Source organism: Sphingomonas sp. T1, assembly GCF_902506585.1.
In the GTDB taxonomy this organism is placed as follows: Bacteria; Pseudomonadota; Alphaproteobacteria; order Sphingomonadales; family Sphingomonadaceae; genus Sphingomonas; species Sphingomonas aerolata.
On the sequence record NZ_LR733882.1, the window covers coordinates 1 to 14,891 of the forward strand.

General features: G+C 63.1%; 14 protein-coding genes. 7 read left to right on the forward strand and 7 right to left on the reverse strand.

Going from position 1 to position 14,891, the window contains the following annotated elements:
• The first annotated feature begins 100 nt into the window (after positions 1 to 100).
• The 5 genes from GV027_RS18345 (at position 101) to GV027_RS18365 (ending at position 3,754) form a co-directional block, all read left to right on the forward strand.
• Complete coding sequence (locus GV027_RS18345) at positions 101 to 490, forward strand: DUF6927 domain-containing protein (RefSeq protein WP_201302702.1); 390 nt, start codon at positions 101 to 103, stop codon at positions 488 to 490.
• Positions 483 to 1,427 (forward strand): hypothetical protein, encoded by a 945-nt coding sequence (locus tag GV027_RS18350; RefSeq protein ID WP_159513099.1) that lies wholly within the window; start codon positions 483 to 485, stop codon positions 1,425 to 1,427. The genes GV027_RS18345 and GV027_RS18350 overlap by 8 nt, the downstream gene beginning before the upstream one ends.
• Before the next feature lie 292 nt (positions 1,428 to 1,719).
• Positions 1,720 to 2,031: a hypothetical protein gene (locus tag GV027_RS18355; protein ID WP_159513100.1), complete on the forward strand. Its 312-nt coding sequence runs from the start codon at positions 1,720 to 1,722 to the stop codon at positions 2,029 to 2,031.
• Between the two features lie 50 nt (positions 2,032 to 2,081).
• Positions 2,082 to 2,567: a hypothetical protein gene (locus GV027_RS18360; protein ID WP_159513101.1), complete on the forward strand. Its 486-nt coding sequence runs from the start codon at positions 2,082 to 2,084 to the stop codon at positions 2,565 to 2,567.
• A 227-nt stretch (positions 2,568 to 2,794) separates the two neighbouring features.
• Complete coding sequence (locus GV027_RS18365; protein ID WP_159513102.1) at positions 2,795 to 3,754, forward strand: DUF2493 domain-containing protein; 960 nt, start codon at positions 2,795 to 2,797, stop codon at positions 3,752 to 3,754.
• A gap of 219 nt (positions 3,755 to 3,973) precedes the next feature.
• On the opposite strand, the gene GV027_RS18370 is transcribed toward GV027_RS18365, so the two are convergent.
• Positions 3,974 to 5,908, reverse strand: a complete 1,935-nt coding sequence (locus tag GV027_RS18370; protein WP_159513103.1) for a competence protein CoiA family protein — start codon at positions 5,906 to 5,908, stop codon at positions 3,974 to 3,976.
• Between the two features lie 1,083 nt (positions 5,909 to 6,991).
• Between GV027_RS18370 and GV027_RS18375 the strand changes: the two genes are divergently transcribed.
• Positions 6,992 to 7,402, forward strand: coding sequence for a single-stranded DNA-binding protein (locus tag GV027_RS18375; RefSeq protein ID WP_131534417.1), 411 nt, complete (start codon positions 6,992 to 6,994; stop codon positions 7,400 to 7,402).
• A 95-nt stretch (positions 7,403 to 7,497) separates the two neighbouring features.
• Here the strand turns inward: GV027_RS18375 and GV027_RS18380 are convergent, their stop codons facing one another.
• Positions 7,498 to 7,905, reverse strand: coding sequence for a response regulator (locus tag GV027_RS18380; RefSeq protein WP_159513104.1), 408 nt, complete (start codon positions 7,903 to 7,905; stop codon positions 7,498 to 7,500).
• Between the two features lie 551 nt (positions 7,906 to 8,456).
• On the opposite strand from GV027_RS18380, the gene GV027_RS21305 reads away from it, so the two are divergent.
• Entirely contained in the window at positions 8,457 to 8,627 is a 171-nt protein-coding gene (locus tag GV027_RS21305) for a hypothetical protein (RefSeq protein WP_198283320.1), read from the forward strand.
• A 57-nt stretch (positions 8,628 to 8,684) separates the two neighbouring features.
• On the opposite strand, the gene GV027_RS18385 is transcribed toward GV027_RS21305, so the two are convergent.
• The 5 genes from GV027_RS18385 to GV027_RS18405 all read right to left on the reverse strand — a co-directional run bounded on the left by GV027_RS18385 (position 8,685) and on the right by GV027_RS18405 (position 14,727).
• Positions 8,685 to 9,695 (reverse strand): tyrosine-type recombinase/integrase, encoded by a 1,011-nt coding sequence (locus tag GV027_RS18385; protein WP_159513105.1) that lies wholly within the window; start codon positions 9,693 to 9,695, stop codon positions 8,685 to 8,687.
• Entirely contained in the window at positions 9,688 to 10,653 is a 966-nt protein-coding gene (locus tag GV027_RS18390; RefSeq protein WP_159513106.1) for a tyrosine-type recombinase/integrase, read from the reverse strand. Before GV027_RS18390 ends, GV027_RS18385 begins: the two co-directional genes overlap by 8 nt.
• Complete coding sequence (locus GV027_RS18395; protein WP_159513107.1) at positions 10,650 to 11,882, reverse strand: tyrosine-type recombinase/integrase; 1,233 nt, start codon at positions 11,880 to 11,882, stop codon at positions 10,650 to 10,652. The genes GV027_RS18390 and GV027_RS18395 overlap by 4 nt, the downstream gene beginning before the upstream one ends.
• Before the next feature lie 239 nt (positions 11,883 to 12,121).
• Entirely contained in the window at positions 12,122 to 13,477 is a 1,356-nt protein-coding gene (locus tag GV027_RS18400) for an MFS transporter (protein ID WP_159513108.1), read from the reverse strand.
• Positions 13,478 to 13,500: 23 nt separating this feature from the next.
• The gene (locus GV027_RS18405; protein ID WP_159513109.1) at positions 13,501 to 14,727 is read right to left on the reverse strand and encodes an alginate export family protein; all 1,227 of its coding nucleotides are present in this window, start codon (positions 14,725 to 14,727) and stop codon (positions 13,501 to 13,503) included.
• Positions 14,728 to 14,891: the final 164 nt, after the last annotated feature.

A 14,891-nucleotide genomic window follows, 5' to 3' on the forward strand; every position in this document is an offset into this window, starting at 1 on the left:
CTTGTCCGATACCCGGAACATGAATGGTATTATCGCAGCGGAGAGCCGTATGCAGTGAAAGCTGCACGTACGGTTCGGCGGGGGGGTCAGGGCTGACTCTTTGAGCAGCACCAACCCTACCCGACTGGATGAAACGGTCGGGCCGAACGAGAGCGAGTGTCCGGCCACGATCCTCGACGAGCTGACCGCCACGGACAGCGAATATGCCTTGGCCTGGCGCGCGCGCTGCCGCGCCAACCTGCTCGCGAAGAAGCTCGACCGGGCCAAGCCGACACCGAAGCCCGGGCAGACGATCATCTTCGATGAGCCCATGCGCTTCAGCGACGGTAGCGACCGCAGTCGCTTCGAGGTGGTCGCCAATCCCAAGGGCAAAACGCCGCTGTTCCGCGACCCGGAAAGTCGCGCGATCTGCCGCATCCCGGCATTTCGCAAACGGGCATACCGCATCGTTCATGCGGCGATCGTCGTAAGGGACGCAGCCAGTGGCTGATCGCCCGCCCGTCATCGCCGCCTGGGGTGCCGGCGTCGATTGCACCGCCATGATCGTCGAACTCGCCGAACGCGGCGAGCCCATCGACATGGTTCTCTTCGCCGACCCCGGTGCCGAGAAGTCGGCGACCTATGCTTTCATCCCCGTGTTCCGGGCCTGGATGTCCGAACGCGGCATCCCGTCCGAGATCGTCCGTTACCAGCCCCGCAACTCCAAACATTGGCCGCCCTATGCGGGCATCGCCGAGAACATGCTGACCAACGCCACCCTGCCCTCCGTGGTATTTGGTGGCGGATCGTGCAGCCAGAAATGGAAGGCGGCCCCGCAAGATGCCTGGACCGCTCAGTGGGAACCCGCGCGCCGCTGCTGGGACGCAGGCGGGCGCGTCGTCAAGCTGATCGGCTACGACGCCTCGGGACGCGACACGCAGCGTTATCATCACGCGGTCGGGTGCGAGGATCCTCGCTACGCCTACCGCTACCCGTTACGGGAATGGGAATGGGCGCGCGCCGACTGCGAAACACGCATCGCGCGCGCCGGCCTCCCCGTCCCGCCCAAGTCGAGCTGCTACTTTTGCGGCAGCATCAAGCCCGACGAGGTGCTGGAGCTTTCAGCCGATGAGCTGCGCATCATCGTGTTGATGGAGGCGCGCGCCAAGCCTCGCCTCCGCAATGTCGAGGGCCTGTGGCGCAGGCCGGTGCTTGGCCGTCGCGGCGCGACGCCGCGTCCCGGCAGCATCACCGAGTTCATCCGCGAACGCGGCCTCCTCTCACCCGCCGAAGTCGACCGCATCATCGAGGACGCGCCGACCGCGCTGCTCGATTTCCAGGCGGCACAGGCAGCACTTCCGCCCGAGCAACGCGCCCCGATGGGGCGCTGGCTCGACGACTTTCACCGCGCATCCAGCGCGCTGACCGGAGACCGTCACCATGCCTAACCCGATCATCAAGCAATTCGTCGTGGAGGGATCCACGGCGTTTCCATTTGCCCTGCTTAACATCGATTAATGCTGGCCCTCGCGCGCCGCAGACGCGGCCGCGATCGCGAACCACACGATCGACGGCGACGCGCGCCGCAAGATCATCCTCGCGACAGCCGCGAAATATGCACCCAACCGCCAGGGCTGGATCGCTAGTGGCTGGCGCGTGATCGACTGAAACAGTCTCCTGGAGGGGAGGCATCCTTTGGACAGATGAGCCTTGGGCTCATGCTTGAGAAAGGATCATCCCATGCGCATCGTTGCCGTTTATCTCACCCAGCGGCTCTATGGCGGTCCCGAGGAAGGTGGCTGGTACTACGATGCCGGCGAACTCTGCACCGACCCGGCGCTGACCGCCTTCGGCGTCACCTTTGCCGAGGGTCACGAGGACCGCGCCCGGACGATGGCGCTGGAGGTTCAGGCGCATCTCGATCGCGATTGGAACGTCGGAGATCACGCGCGCGAGATCAGCAGCGTCCTCTCCCCTGGTCGCTTCGAGGCCCGCGTCCACGATGGCTGGCCCCCTCTCGCCTTTCCGGCCGAGCGTCCCCGCTACGAATGACCCGAACCGCTTGGGTCTCCCATTTTGCCAACCTTCAGGAGTCCGGTCCCATGAAGACCTTCACCGTCCACTGCGAATACCCTGCCCATTACCGTGCGGAAATCACCGTCGAGGCGGAAGATGTCGTCAGCGCCTGCCGCTCCGCGATCGATGCGTCGCATACGACCGACGGGTGGAAGAGCCTCGATACGGAGCATCTCACTTACGTCAGCGCGATCGCTGAAGGTGCGGACGTCGATCCTTGGCGCCTTGTCCCGGATGGCGGCGATGCCTCCGTCCTGCCCGTCCCGGGCCTGTTCTCTGAGGTGACGGCGTGCGCGGGCTATGCCGCGACCCGGAGCGAGGATCTGGTCGACCAGCTCCGCATCATGGTCGATGCGATCGGCGCCGATGGAGCGTTGAGGATCACCCCAGCGGCGATGGTCCGTTTGTGTGCAACGGGGCAGGCACTTCTCGACGACATCGCGACGTTCGGGTTGAGCCCCACTTCAACCGTAGCAGCAAGCGTGGTCACGTCTGCGCCCGACGCCACCTGACGCCCGACAGCCTTCCGCCAGAGGGATGCGGCACATGGGCGGCCGCGAGACCCCCGCAACCGCAAAAATCCGGGCCGAGTTGCCGCTTTGCGGCTGCCCGCACCACCCCGGTTTTTGCGGTTTCCCTCCGCTACGCTCCGGTGCGGGCGCCTCTTATTCGGCCGCCCAGGAGGTGCGCATCCGGCGGATAGGCCGCCGGGCCTCGATCAGATGAAGGGCTTGACCCCATGACCACTTCCCTAGCTGCCGCACTTTCCGCTCTTGAGCTTGGACACCTCGAACCCCGCGCCGAAGACGTCTCGGGCATGTGCCCGCCCTCGACCGACGCACTGGAGCAGACCACCACCGCCATCTGGAGCGACCTGTTCGCAACCCTCCAGAATACGTCGCTCGAGCGCGACATCGAGGAGATGGGCTGGGGCCTGGTCAACCTCTTTCACCGGGCCGCCGCCAAGAAGCACGCGACGATCGACCGACTCACCGACGAGATCAGGCTCCTCCTGGCCGAGCAGGACGGTTCGGAGATCAACACCGCTAACCTCGAGGACAAGATCGACCTTGCCAAGAAGATCGAGGAAGCCGCCACCTGCTACGAACATATGCGCGACACCGCAGCGGCACACTACATCCGCGAAACCGGTCGTTCCTGGATCCCGTCGACCGGCAACCGCATTTCGCTCGGGGTGACGTCGGCAATCGTTGACGGACGCGCCTTCCTTCAGGCTCGCCGCGAGCGGGTCCGCGACGCCAACACGGCTCAGGGCACCCCGGTCGTGTTTGCCGGGGGACGGCTGACCTTCCGGACCGACGAGGACATGAAGGCGTTTGGCGACAACCTGCTGCGCACCCTCAATGCGGTTCGGGAGCGCGTCGGCGACATGTATCTCGTCCATGGCGGCGACATGAAGGGCATCGAGCGCATCGCGGCGTCGTGGGCCGAACAGAACGGTATCCAGCAAGTCCGTTTCGGTCTCGATCGCAAGCTGGGTGATCGTGCCGGCTTCCGTCGCAACGAGCAGATGCTCTCGCTGAAGCCCCGCTACGTCATCGCCTTCCAGGGCAACGGCGTGACCGAGCGACTGGTGATCGACGCTAAGAAGGCAGGCGTCCGTGTGGTGGATCGCCGCGGCCCGCTTGGCACCCCGCCCGCAGCTCAGAACGCTCAGCGCGACAGAGAGGTCGCCTGAGCTTCGGCGAGGCCGCTGGCAAAGCCAGCGGCCTCGCCCTTTTCGGCTTCGCCGCGGCGGCTCACTCACTTCCACCCCGCCGAAGTCATCAAGCCCGCGAAAGATGAGCTTTCGCCATGATCTAAAATAAGCGCAACGCGACCGTGTCGCCCACCGAGTTCGAGATAGGACTGCGGCCAACCTCAGCGCTGGTCGCGCGAGAGGAAGAGAGGCTATTCGTCACCGTCGCCGGCCCCGGCCCCCCGCCTGAATGGTGAGGACGCGGATCGCGCTGTCGAGGCCATGATCGGTCGTGCAGGCCTCCCAAGGCGAACAGCCGAGCGGTGACGACTGGTTCTTCAGAGCAAGCTCGCGAAGATTCGGGGCGAACAGGTTCGCGATGATGCCCTGCAGCTTATCGCGTCGCCTGGCGGTCGCCGCCGCCTCGATGCGCTCCGCCTCACGCAGCCGCCCAATCGCTGCAATCGTATCGAGGCAGAGATCCAGACCGGTCTGCCCCGCATTGGCCAGCGCGAGCGGCGTTTCGTCGATGTCCGCGATCGGTGTCGTCAACCATTGTCCGGCTTCATCCCGCAGTGATCGCGCCGCGGCGTCGCGGAGCTTCCGACTTCGTTCTGTTGCTTCGCGGCTCCGTCGCGCCGACAACCTTTCAACCGCCCGGTAGCGGGCCGCGGCCAGAGGTAGCCCGAGCACATCATCGATGGCATCTTCCCCGCCGGCCACCATTTTCGCCAAGGCGCGAAGCTTTGCGATCAGATCGTTATAGGGAGCCTCCCCGTCGACGATGATCTTAGATGGCGACGCGCTCTTGCCAGGCAGCGGCGAATCCAACCAATCCCGCGGTTTGAGCGAGAAGGCTTCTTCCGGCGGCAGATCGGCGATCATCTGATCCACGAGTGCGTGCGTCACCTCCGCACGGCGATCGACTTCGATCAGGCGGCGCTGCTCGCGCTTGATCTTCTTCACGACATCGTCGGGAAGGCCGTAATGGTCGACCCCCTCAGATTTTAGGCTCCCCGCCATGCAGAGTGCCTCGAGATAGTCTTCGAGCGCTTCATGCGGGAAACGCACACCGGGATGACTCGCGCGAATCCATGCGCGTACCTTGTCGTTTGGCGGCTGCACAAAGGCGGGTGCGATCAGCGGCTCGAGATACGCTAGCGCACGCTCCAGCGAGAATGTCTCATCCTCATAGCTTCGAAGGTCGCTGACCGAGACGAACTGCTCGAACAGGGTTGCTTGCCACTCGTCTCGAGTGACTGCGAAGCCCTCGCCAGCGCCGGAGATGCCGATCAGCTCCCCGTCGTCTTTGGCGATCAGCTGCAGGAGCGTGGGATCGCTGATCGGGCGGATCTCCGCGCGCGCGGAGGCGGCCGCGCCCAGTAGTTCGCGCGCGTCTGCCTCGACCGCCAACGCCTCGCGTCGTTGCCGATCGGCTTCCTGTGTGGCCCTGCGCTGTACTTCCTTCGCCCGGCTCGCCGCCGCTGCGGTCAATTCCGCGCGCAGCTTCTCCTCGGCGCGGTCGCGACGTGGATTGCAGAGCCAGCTTCGCGGCGCATCCTCCAGCAGTCCGCGCTCGATAATGGCGATATCCTGACACGTTCTAAGATGGCGCAGGTTGATTTCGATTGCCGGCCACCCGTTGGACTGGATCAATGCGATCTTGTCGTCGCCGCACGGGTGGGTGACGCAGACCTCGACGATCAGTTCGCGCCCGTCGCCAAGGATCAGTACGATGTCGGGCACGATGCGATCGAGACGCCGCTCGGAGTGGACATCGCTGAACGTCATCCACTTGGCCTTGCTCTCGTGGCGCGAGACACCGTCGACGATGGCGGTCACCACCGGCGTCCAGATCTGCTTACGCTCAACGAGCAGCTGCTTGGCCCAGTAATGCGCATTGGTTTCGCGGCCGTTGCCGCAGCCTGAACCCTTACCTTGATGCGAGAAGTGCGCCGCCTTCTTTGCGCCCTTGCGGGCGATCAGCGGCGCCTTGCAGGCCGGGCAGATCAACCCGCATGCAAGCCCGCGTCTGGCAGCACTGATGTGCACCGGCTCGCCTTCGAGATCGAGACCCCAAACGAGATCGACTCCAAAACCTGCAAAGGCGGAGTGATCGATAAAGCCGAAGGGATTGGGGATCGGATCGTCCATACTTCCTTGGATTGCCCTCCACCGGGCTGACTATCCTATGTTTGCTCCGTCGCCGGGGAAAGGCGCATGATGAGGCGCGAGCGTTCAACCAAGCGCTGTATGACACGACCGATCTCGACGGCTCGTCTACCACTCCCGGCTCCGCAACAAGGACTGCATGGCGATTTGAGACCGTGCGGTGAGGCATAGATCGGGCGCGCTGCCAGTAATCCAGCGGAGCGGCTTGCCGCCTTGGTCCCTGCTCTCTAAACCCTCAATACTCCGATATCTGGCATTGTGATGGCTTGCGGCAGAGACCTTGGGGGCGTCTCCCGGCATAACCGGGACCGTCGCTCTATTCCGCTTCGCTCCACCGAGCCCGTAGCCGGTCTCGGCCCATTCGGGTGACGATCGACTGACGGGGGCTACCGCGCCCAAATCGCCCTTCGGACGCGGAGCGGTTCCGTGGGCGAGGCCGGGGTCTGCCCCGCGCCGTGTGCTTCTAGTTCAGGGCGCTCGCCACCTCACTGCGTTGGTCTCTGCGCCGGCTTCGCCGCGCTATGCCAGGTGGGATGCACTGATGGCACCGCGACAGCCGCGCTCGGTTCCTGCCGTCCGGGCGGGGCGCTGCGCGGCACGACCCTCCCATCGTCGTCTCGACACGCACGACGCGCGCGCGCGCCGTGACGGCGAAGGCGGCACCAAGGTCCACGTCGCAACCATCATCCTTCACTACAGCCACCAGCGCGGGGCGCGAGCACCAGCGAGGGAGGGTGTCAGAGCCGCCCGGGAAGCGGGTCGAGGCGTAGTGGCACTGCCGGACGAGCAACGCGACAAGGGTGTCCTGCTTCGCGTTTCCATGTCCACTGCCCGCCGGTGGAGGTCCATCCCCTCTCTTTCCTGAACGACCTAATCCGGCCGTCCCCCCCTCCAACCCGCGATCATTCGGGCCGAGTTGCCGTGTGCCACGGCTGCCCGCACCACCCCTTCGATCGGGGTTCCCCTCCGCGTCTTCGCGCTCCGGTGGAGAGGGCGTCCTGGCCGTCTTTTTTGGTGTTCAGTCGAGGGGACGGACCCCCCGGCGAGCAAAAAAGGAACCTCGAAATGCAGAACCTCGTCATCCTCGCCGGCAACGTCGGCGCCACGCCTGAAGTCCGCACCACCCAGGGCGGTACCAAGATCACCAACTTCTCCCTCGCCACCTCGCGCCCAAAGCGCGACCAAGACGGTAAGACCATGAAGGATGGCGAAGGTCGCCGGGTCGAGGACACCGAATGGCACCGCATCACCTGCTTCAACGGCGTTGGCAAGACCGTCGCGCAGTATGTCGAGAAGGGCCAGAAGGTCATGGTCCGGGGTCGCATCCACTACACCCGCTGGACCGACGATCAGAACATCGAGCGCTACGGTGTCGAGATTATCGCCGACGAAGTGACCTTCCTCTCCTACGGCAAAAACCGCCAGGAGCGCCAAGGCGCCGCGCAGGACGATGAGGCGGATGACGTCCCCTTCTGAGGGGAGGCTTCACGGGCCCGGAGCGTCAGCTCCGGGCCTCTTCTCGCGTTTACCGGCAATCGGGACCGCAAGGTCACAAATTCAGGAAAATGCAGCTAAACCGCCTGCTTGAGCTGCTCCGGTTGCTTGTTGTCCGGCAGCTTCTCCCTGAGATGTTGGTGAACCATGCGATCGTTGAACGGCTTGCCGATGAACGTCGCTTTGTCGGGCATGTCCCCCGGACCCGGCTTCACGTTGCCGCTCGCGATCACGATCTCGATCCAAGGCCAATGCTCGGCAACGTAATGGGCTAGCGCGACCCCGTCAGTGTCCCCAGGCATCTCCACGTCGGAAAACAGGAGCGTCACATCCTCGGCATGATCGCCCAAGAGGGTCTTCGCCTCCTCGCCCGTACCCGCCTCGTGAAAGCGAAACCCCGCTCCCTCCAGGATGTCGCAGGCATGCATCAGAATGAGCGGATCATCGTCGACTAGCAAGGCATAGGAGATGGTGGAAGCCGCCATCCATTCTAAACCCTTGTTATGTAATTGGGTTGCCGATGGTGTTTCTGCGAAACGAGTTGGCGTCTCCCGGCAAGGCCGGGACCATCGCTCTATTCCGCTTCGCTCCACCGAGCCCGTAACCGGTCTCGGCCCGTTCGGGCGACGATCGACTGACGGGCGGGCAGCGCACGGGGAAACTTTCTTCCGGAAATCGGCAACTTCTTTCCATTCTAGCCCGGCCAGGGCGGCCTTGCCGCGCGGCGCACTCTCCTCATGGGTATCGGGACGCAGAGTGGGGGCACGGACTGGGCAGGCGTCCACCGTGCCTGCGCGGGGAGCGTCACCGGCGAGCCAGCGCTAAGCACGACGCTCCGGGCAGGCGGGCTTCCCCCCGCTCTTGAGGCGCAATCCTTGGGCCGGCTCAGGGCCTTGTACGATCAACCCGCAAGGGGTCCGGGCGCTTCGCTACGGCTTTCTTGCCTTCGGCAACAAAGTGATCGCGGCCCTTCCCCGTCCTGTCGGGCGCCTGTCGAGCGGGGATGAACCCCGCCGGCTTCACAGGAGCCTCGGACATGTTCAACGATATCTGGATCGCCCGCAAAAACGCCATGGGCCTCGCAAGAACCTTGATGGTGGCAACCATGGTCATCGCCGTCGGCACCGGGTACGCCGTCATCACGGCTGAAGATCACGACAGCTCGCTCACGATCGTCAACGATTATGACCCCTTCGAGATTATGTAGATCCGGTCGGATCAGACCCGTTCGGCCGGGCTTTGCGCCCGGCCGGACTGCACATAATCAGAGGCCTTGGAGGAACGCCATAAGCTGATCCGGCGGCCGATACCGCAATGGCGCTGCGTCGATCGGCTGTAACCGTCTGAGCGCGTCCTCCTTCATCGCGAGATCAGCCTCGAGATAGATGTGCGTTGTGCTGGGACTCTCATGTCCGAGCCAGAGCGCGATCACAGTGATGTCGACGCCCGCCTGAAGCAGGTGCATCGCCGTAGTATGCCGGATGGTGTGTGGCGAGATCGCACGATCGGCAAGTCCAGCGTGCAAATGCGTAGCATGCTCGACCGCCAGCGTCAGACGCTGCGTTACTGCCGAACGCGAGAGCCGCCTGCCCGAGCTGCTTGGGAAGAGGTAGTCGGCCTCGCCTGCGCAGGCCAGTTGCCGAATCCATGCCCGGATGGCTGCGGCAGTTGGTTTCCAGAGCGGCGTGCTTCGCCGCTTGCGTCCTTTACCCTGCAGGTGCGCTACCGGTGCCACGTCGAGAACCACGTTGCCAATGCGCAGGTCGATGATCTCCGACACCCGGGCGCCGGTGTTATAGAGCATCGTGAACATTGCGCGATCACGCTGCCCCACCCAGCTTCGTCGGTCGGGCGCGGCAATGATCGCCTCCATTTCGGGCCGACTGAGAAAGCCAAGGACCGCTTTGTCGCAGCGTTTCTGTGGGATCGATAGGCTCCGCTCGATGGTCGCCAACGCGGTCAGATCTTGATGGGCGGCGTATTTTAGGAACGAGCGGATGGCCGCGAGCCGTGCATTGCGGCTGCGCACGCTGTTGCCGCGTTCCCGTTCGAGATGATCGAGAAAGCAGAGGATCAGCTCCGCGTCCAGGTCGCCGAGAGTGATGCGGGTCGGTGCCTTACCAGTCGTCTTCTCAGCGAACGCAAGCAGCAGCCGGAAAGTATCGCGATAGGCTGCGACCGTGCTCGGGCTAACGGAACGATGCTGCCGGAGATACTCGACAAAGAAGCGTTGCAAGAGGGTCGGGAACGACGGACTCTCGATCGGATCAGCCATGATGCGCCTCCCCGATCCCGGCACCGAACGCCTCGAACTTGTTGCCGGCGGTTGCCATCAGCTCCGGGACGGCTTGCATATACCAGTAGGTGTCGCCGACATTGATGTGGCCGACGTAAGTCGCGAGCGCCATCATGGCGTTGCCGATATCGGCGCCGCTAGCCTGCCACAGCATGAGCCGACGGCAGATGAAGCTATGCCGCAGATCGTGGATGCGGACTGATCGATGACCGCCGCGCGCGACGATGCCGAGGTCTGTCGCCAGCATCACGAAGACGCTCCGCACCCTTTGATATTCGAGGGCGCGCCCGCTTCCCTCGGACAGGAACACTGGCGCTCGCTTATCCATCGCTCCATATTTTGCCCGCACGAGCAGATAAGAGCGAAGGGCCGCGCCGACGGTAGGATGCAAAGGCACAAGACGCGTTCGCTGGAACTTCGAGTGGCGGACCGTCAGTTGCTCCTGCCGATCGTCCAGATCGCCGCATGACAGGCGCAGCGCCTCGGAGATCCGCAGTCCGGTTGCGGCAAGCAAGCCAAAGAGCGTCGTGAACATTGCCGGTGTCAGCCCGCCTTGCGGCGCCAACCGAGTTGCCCCAGCGAGCAAGGCTTCGATCTCGGCAGGCGTGTAGACGTGCGGTGCCAAGCGGCGATGGGAGCGGCCGAACGGGGCGTCCTCGGGGAAAGCGGTGCCCGGCTCGCGTCCTGCGAGGACGCGAGCGAATGGCCTCAGCACGTTGACGCGACCAGCCCAGGTGAACGGATCAGCGTGCCGTGCCTCCTCTTTTGCCCACCGAAGCACGACGGCGGCCGTCATTGCCCCCTCGTGGCCGTTCGCGTCGGCAAACCGGGCGAACGCCAGTGTTAGATTGCCGGATCGATCCAGCGTGAAGCCGAGAAGGCGTCGCTCGGCGAGGTACGCCTCGGCCCGTGCGAGCATGGTGACGGCCCCGTTCATGCCGCGCTCCCCGGCCATGGCAACGCAACCGCAGACAAGCGCGTGGCATCGACACGAGCGTAAGTTGCCGAGGTGACGATGCTGCGATGGCGCAGAACATCAGCAATCTGCTTCATCGGCGTTCCGGCATTGATGAGGCGGCTGCCCAAGGTGTGTCGCAAGATGTGGACCCGCGTTCGGTCCCATCCGCATCGTCGGTAGGCAGCGTGGATTGCTTGCTGGACGACGCGTCGGCCGACCGGCTCACCAAGCGGCGCAACGTGCCTTACAAAGATCGTCCGGCAGTCCGTCGTTGGTCGTTCATGCACAAGATAGTCGGCAATTGCCGCGCCGGTGGCTGTCGGCAGCGGCAGAACATCGGCGCGTCTCGCCTTGCCGGCAGCTATGTGGACCGTTCCGGCCGCCCAATCGATGTCGTCGAGGCGCAGCCCAACAACTTCACTGCATCGGAGGCCCAGATCGGCTAAGCAGCGGACCATGGCATAACCACGCCGCCTCGAAGGACAGCGGATATCGAACGACGCGAAAAGTTCGTCCAGCTCGGATTCTGACAGCGTGTCGGGCAACGACGTTTGCCGATAGTAGGCCGGGCGCGGCACCGCCTGTTGCAGCTCAGCCGTCTTGTCACCAAGCAGCGCGCGGTAACGAAGCCAGCATCGGAGAGCACCACCCGCCACGCGGATCGTGCTTGCGCTCCAACCGGGTTCACCAAGAACGAAGCTACGGACATCGGACGCACCGATCGACGCGACACCAATCGGCTTGTCACCGAACTGGGCGAGGAGAAACCGCCGGATTATCCGGCAGCGATGATCGCGCGTACCACGCGACAACCCCCATACCTCGACCATCTTGGCATCGAAGTGGGCAAGCTCACGCTCGATTTCGTTCGTTTCCGGAATGGCGGCGATGCTTTGTGCGCGCAAAAGGCGGAGCAGCAGATTTAAGGCCGCCCTGACCTCGATCATGCGTAGAGGTACCGGCCGCGGGCATTCACATCGCGACAGGTGTTCCGACAGAAACCGCCCGATCACGGCCTCATCGACGTTAATCGCCGCGAGCCCTTCCCTGCTCAGCCAGTGTCCGAAATGGACTACGCTTGCGACATAGCGGCGGCACCTATGGCCATATCTGCCGGCCTGGAGATGGTCGCTGTAGCTTTCGACGACCGTCGCGAACGAGTTGCCCGGATCGTCAGTTTGATATTGTAATGAGAGAGGCTTGGCCATCTGCAATCTCCTTGAATGAGAGATCGAGATGAAACCGGAGATTCTGGGTGGCTCAAAGGGGCGCGCTGAGCAGGTGCCCAACGTTTGCATGACGATGATGGATCGCGCTGACGGGAACCGCGAGTATTGGTGAATTTCGCCCAGACCGGTTACGGCACGAGGGCTCATAGCTGACAGTCAGTACGCCTTCTCTCGCCGTCGGCTCGCGACCAAATCAAGTCGGGCGACACGAGGATAGATCAGCCTTTACCGACGCGATGACGCACCGCGACCAGCGCGGCACCGACGACCAACATGCTCGCACAAAGCGCCAGGAAGAAATGCAATCCCTGGCCCGCCAGTAACAATGGCCCGACAAACGCGCTCGCCACCGCGCCAAATCGGCCGAAGCCGGCGGGAATGCCAATACCGGTAGCCCTGATTGCTGTCGGATAGAGCTGACCCGCCAAAACGTAGATGACCGCTTGTGTACCAGGGATCAACAGGCCGGCCAGAAACAGGCCAATCAACAGGGGCACAGCGGCTTGTTGCTGAGGCAGTTGCGATGCCAGAGCCATCAAGCCGGTGCAAACGCTGCCTCCGACACTCATACCCACGAATGTCCGTCGTGATCCCAGATGCTGTACGATTCGAGCGCCTAGGACGCCGCCGAGCAGGCCGCCTAGGCTGAAGCAGGAGAGGCTGGTCCCGATATATTGCGCCGAATAGGCCATATCGGACAAAAGCGACGGCGCCCAAGTATAGACAAGATAGGTTGCCAGCACGACGAAGAAGAATGAGATGCTTAGTAGATAGGTATCTCCTGCATATTCGCCGGTAAGCACATCCGAGACCCGTGCCTTTTTCTGCGCCGCCGCTTCGCCGCTGTCGATGAACGTCGCGCCGACGGGGATGGAAGGGTCCATTCGTACCGCGATGCTATGTAACTTTCCCGCCTTAGCTGGCTCACGCGCTAGAAACCGGATCGATTCCGGAAGAAATGTCATGAGCGCTACCGAAATTGCGATGGGTAGGATGCCTGCCACGATGAAGAGCGCCTCCCAGCCATGACGGGGAAGAATATAGGCACCCAGGAAACCAAGGAGCATGCCCCCCGCCGGAAGCGAACTCATGCAGATCCCAAGTGCCATGCTACGCCGCCGTTTCGGCGTGTATTCGGCAACGAGGGTGACCGCGTTCGGCATCGCCGCACCCAGGCCCAGTGACGCGAGCGCTCGTAGGATGCCGAGTTCCAGAACACCATGGGTGAAAGCTGCGGCGAGCGTGAAGGCACCGAAGGCAAACGTGGCGCCGATCATCGTTGCTTTCCGGCCGAAGCGATCACCGGCGAGGCCCCCGGCGGCTGTGCCGGCCGCCATGGCGATGAAGCTTATCGCCAGTACAAGTGCGAAGGCCGCACGCGGCACGCCCCAGTCCTTGACGATCAATGGCAACGACAAGCTCAATACCTGCGCATCCACCCCGTCTACAACCGCCACAAGGCAGATCAAAAAAAGGACCAACTTCTGAAGAGGACTCCAGCTGCCTTCGTCGATCAAAGATGCGACGTCGACGGAATGCCTCGCGCCCGTGCCGTGAATTGCATTTTGTTTCATAGCATCCCTCCAACTGATTTGTTTTAGAACCGAAAGTCGATCCACGATCCAACGTAATTGGCACTCTTTCCGCCGCCGCCCTTGAAGGCATCGCTCGCGAGAAATCGGGTCGCGAAAAAGCGAATGCTGACGTTTCTCGTCACGAGATAATCTGCCTGTAGGTTCAGGTTCGTACCGACGAACCGCGACGCACCGCTTGGCGACAGCAGGGGAAATGTCGAAGGACCGAAATACACCGCATCGTTCCGGTTTTCACGCCAGTAGAAGTCTGGCCCGGCGACGACGGTCAGCGTCTTGAGCGGCTTGACCGTGATCGACGGATAGGCGTTGATTAGGTTGGAGAAATTGAACCAGCTCGCATCGGTGTAGAGCGGCAGACGGGGAAACGGCGGGACGAACGTGCCGACCTTGCCGTCCCCGCGCTTGGAGTCGCCGCTGAACGCGTTGATCTTTGCCCCCAGACGCGGCGCGAGCGGTACGCCAGCAAATGTGTAACCGCCCTCGAGAAGCGCGCCCCAGGCACCGATCCGCTGATTGCCGGTATGGCCGTTCTGGTAGGTTCCTTCGCCGTCAAAATCGAAGCCATTCGCGCGTAGCGCCAGCCTGGTGCCGAACGAGTGCCTGGCTTCGTCGCCGCTCCCGTCGATGTAGCGGCCCAATGGTCGTTTGACGTCGTAATAGTAGAAATCTAACGTCGCCAAGGGCGAGAGGAGTCCGCTGGCATAGACGCCATTAAAGTGCGTTCCCTCCTGCGGCTTGTCGTCGAAGACCTCCGCATTACCATAGGTAACCGGCTTGACGAGAAAGCTATCGATCCTGAAGCGCCCCGTGTTGATTAACGTTGCTCGGACACCCTGATATCCGAACCGGACGTTCGTCCCATCTCGCAGCCCGACTAGTTTGCCATTGCCGAGCGGCATTTCAAACCGGCCCGGTCGAACAGTCAACTTCACGGTGTCGGATAACGGGATTGCTATATCGACAAAGGCTTGGCGGAGATCGAGCTTGTCGCGGTTCGGAGGCGTGATGCTGCGCGCAAAAAACTCACGATCGTCGCCGATCTCGACGAAAGCTCGCACATATTGATTAATATGAAGATCGGCGTCGAGACGGAGCCGCTGTTGTAGATTTACCAGATGATCGTCAGGGCTTGCGCCGAGGCGAAGATGCTCCCAGGAATTTAAATAATAACGGATCTCGCCGCCGATGGAGAGGTACGCAGGCCCGTCGCCAAGAGGAATGTAACGCAAGCGTTCTAACGGCCGTCGGTTCGTCACCGACTTCAGAGTACTCCAATCCTCGGTCCATCGCAGAGATTGGGGTATGCGGGGCGGCCCCAATCGGCCACCCGGCACCGGTTCGGGTATCGGGCCCCCCGCCGGAGCGGGAACAGGTGCCGGCGCGCCAATTTGGA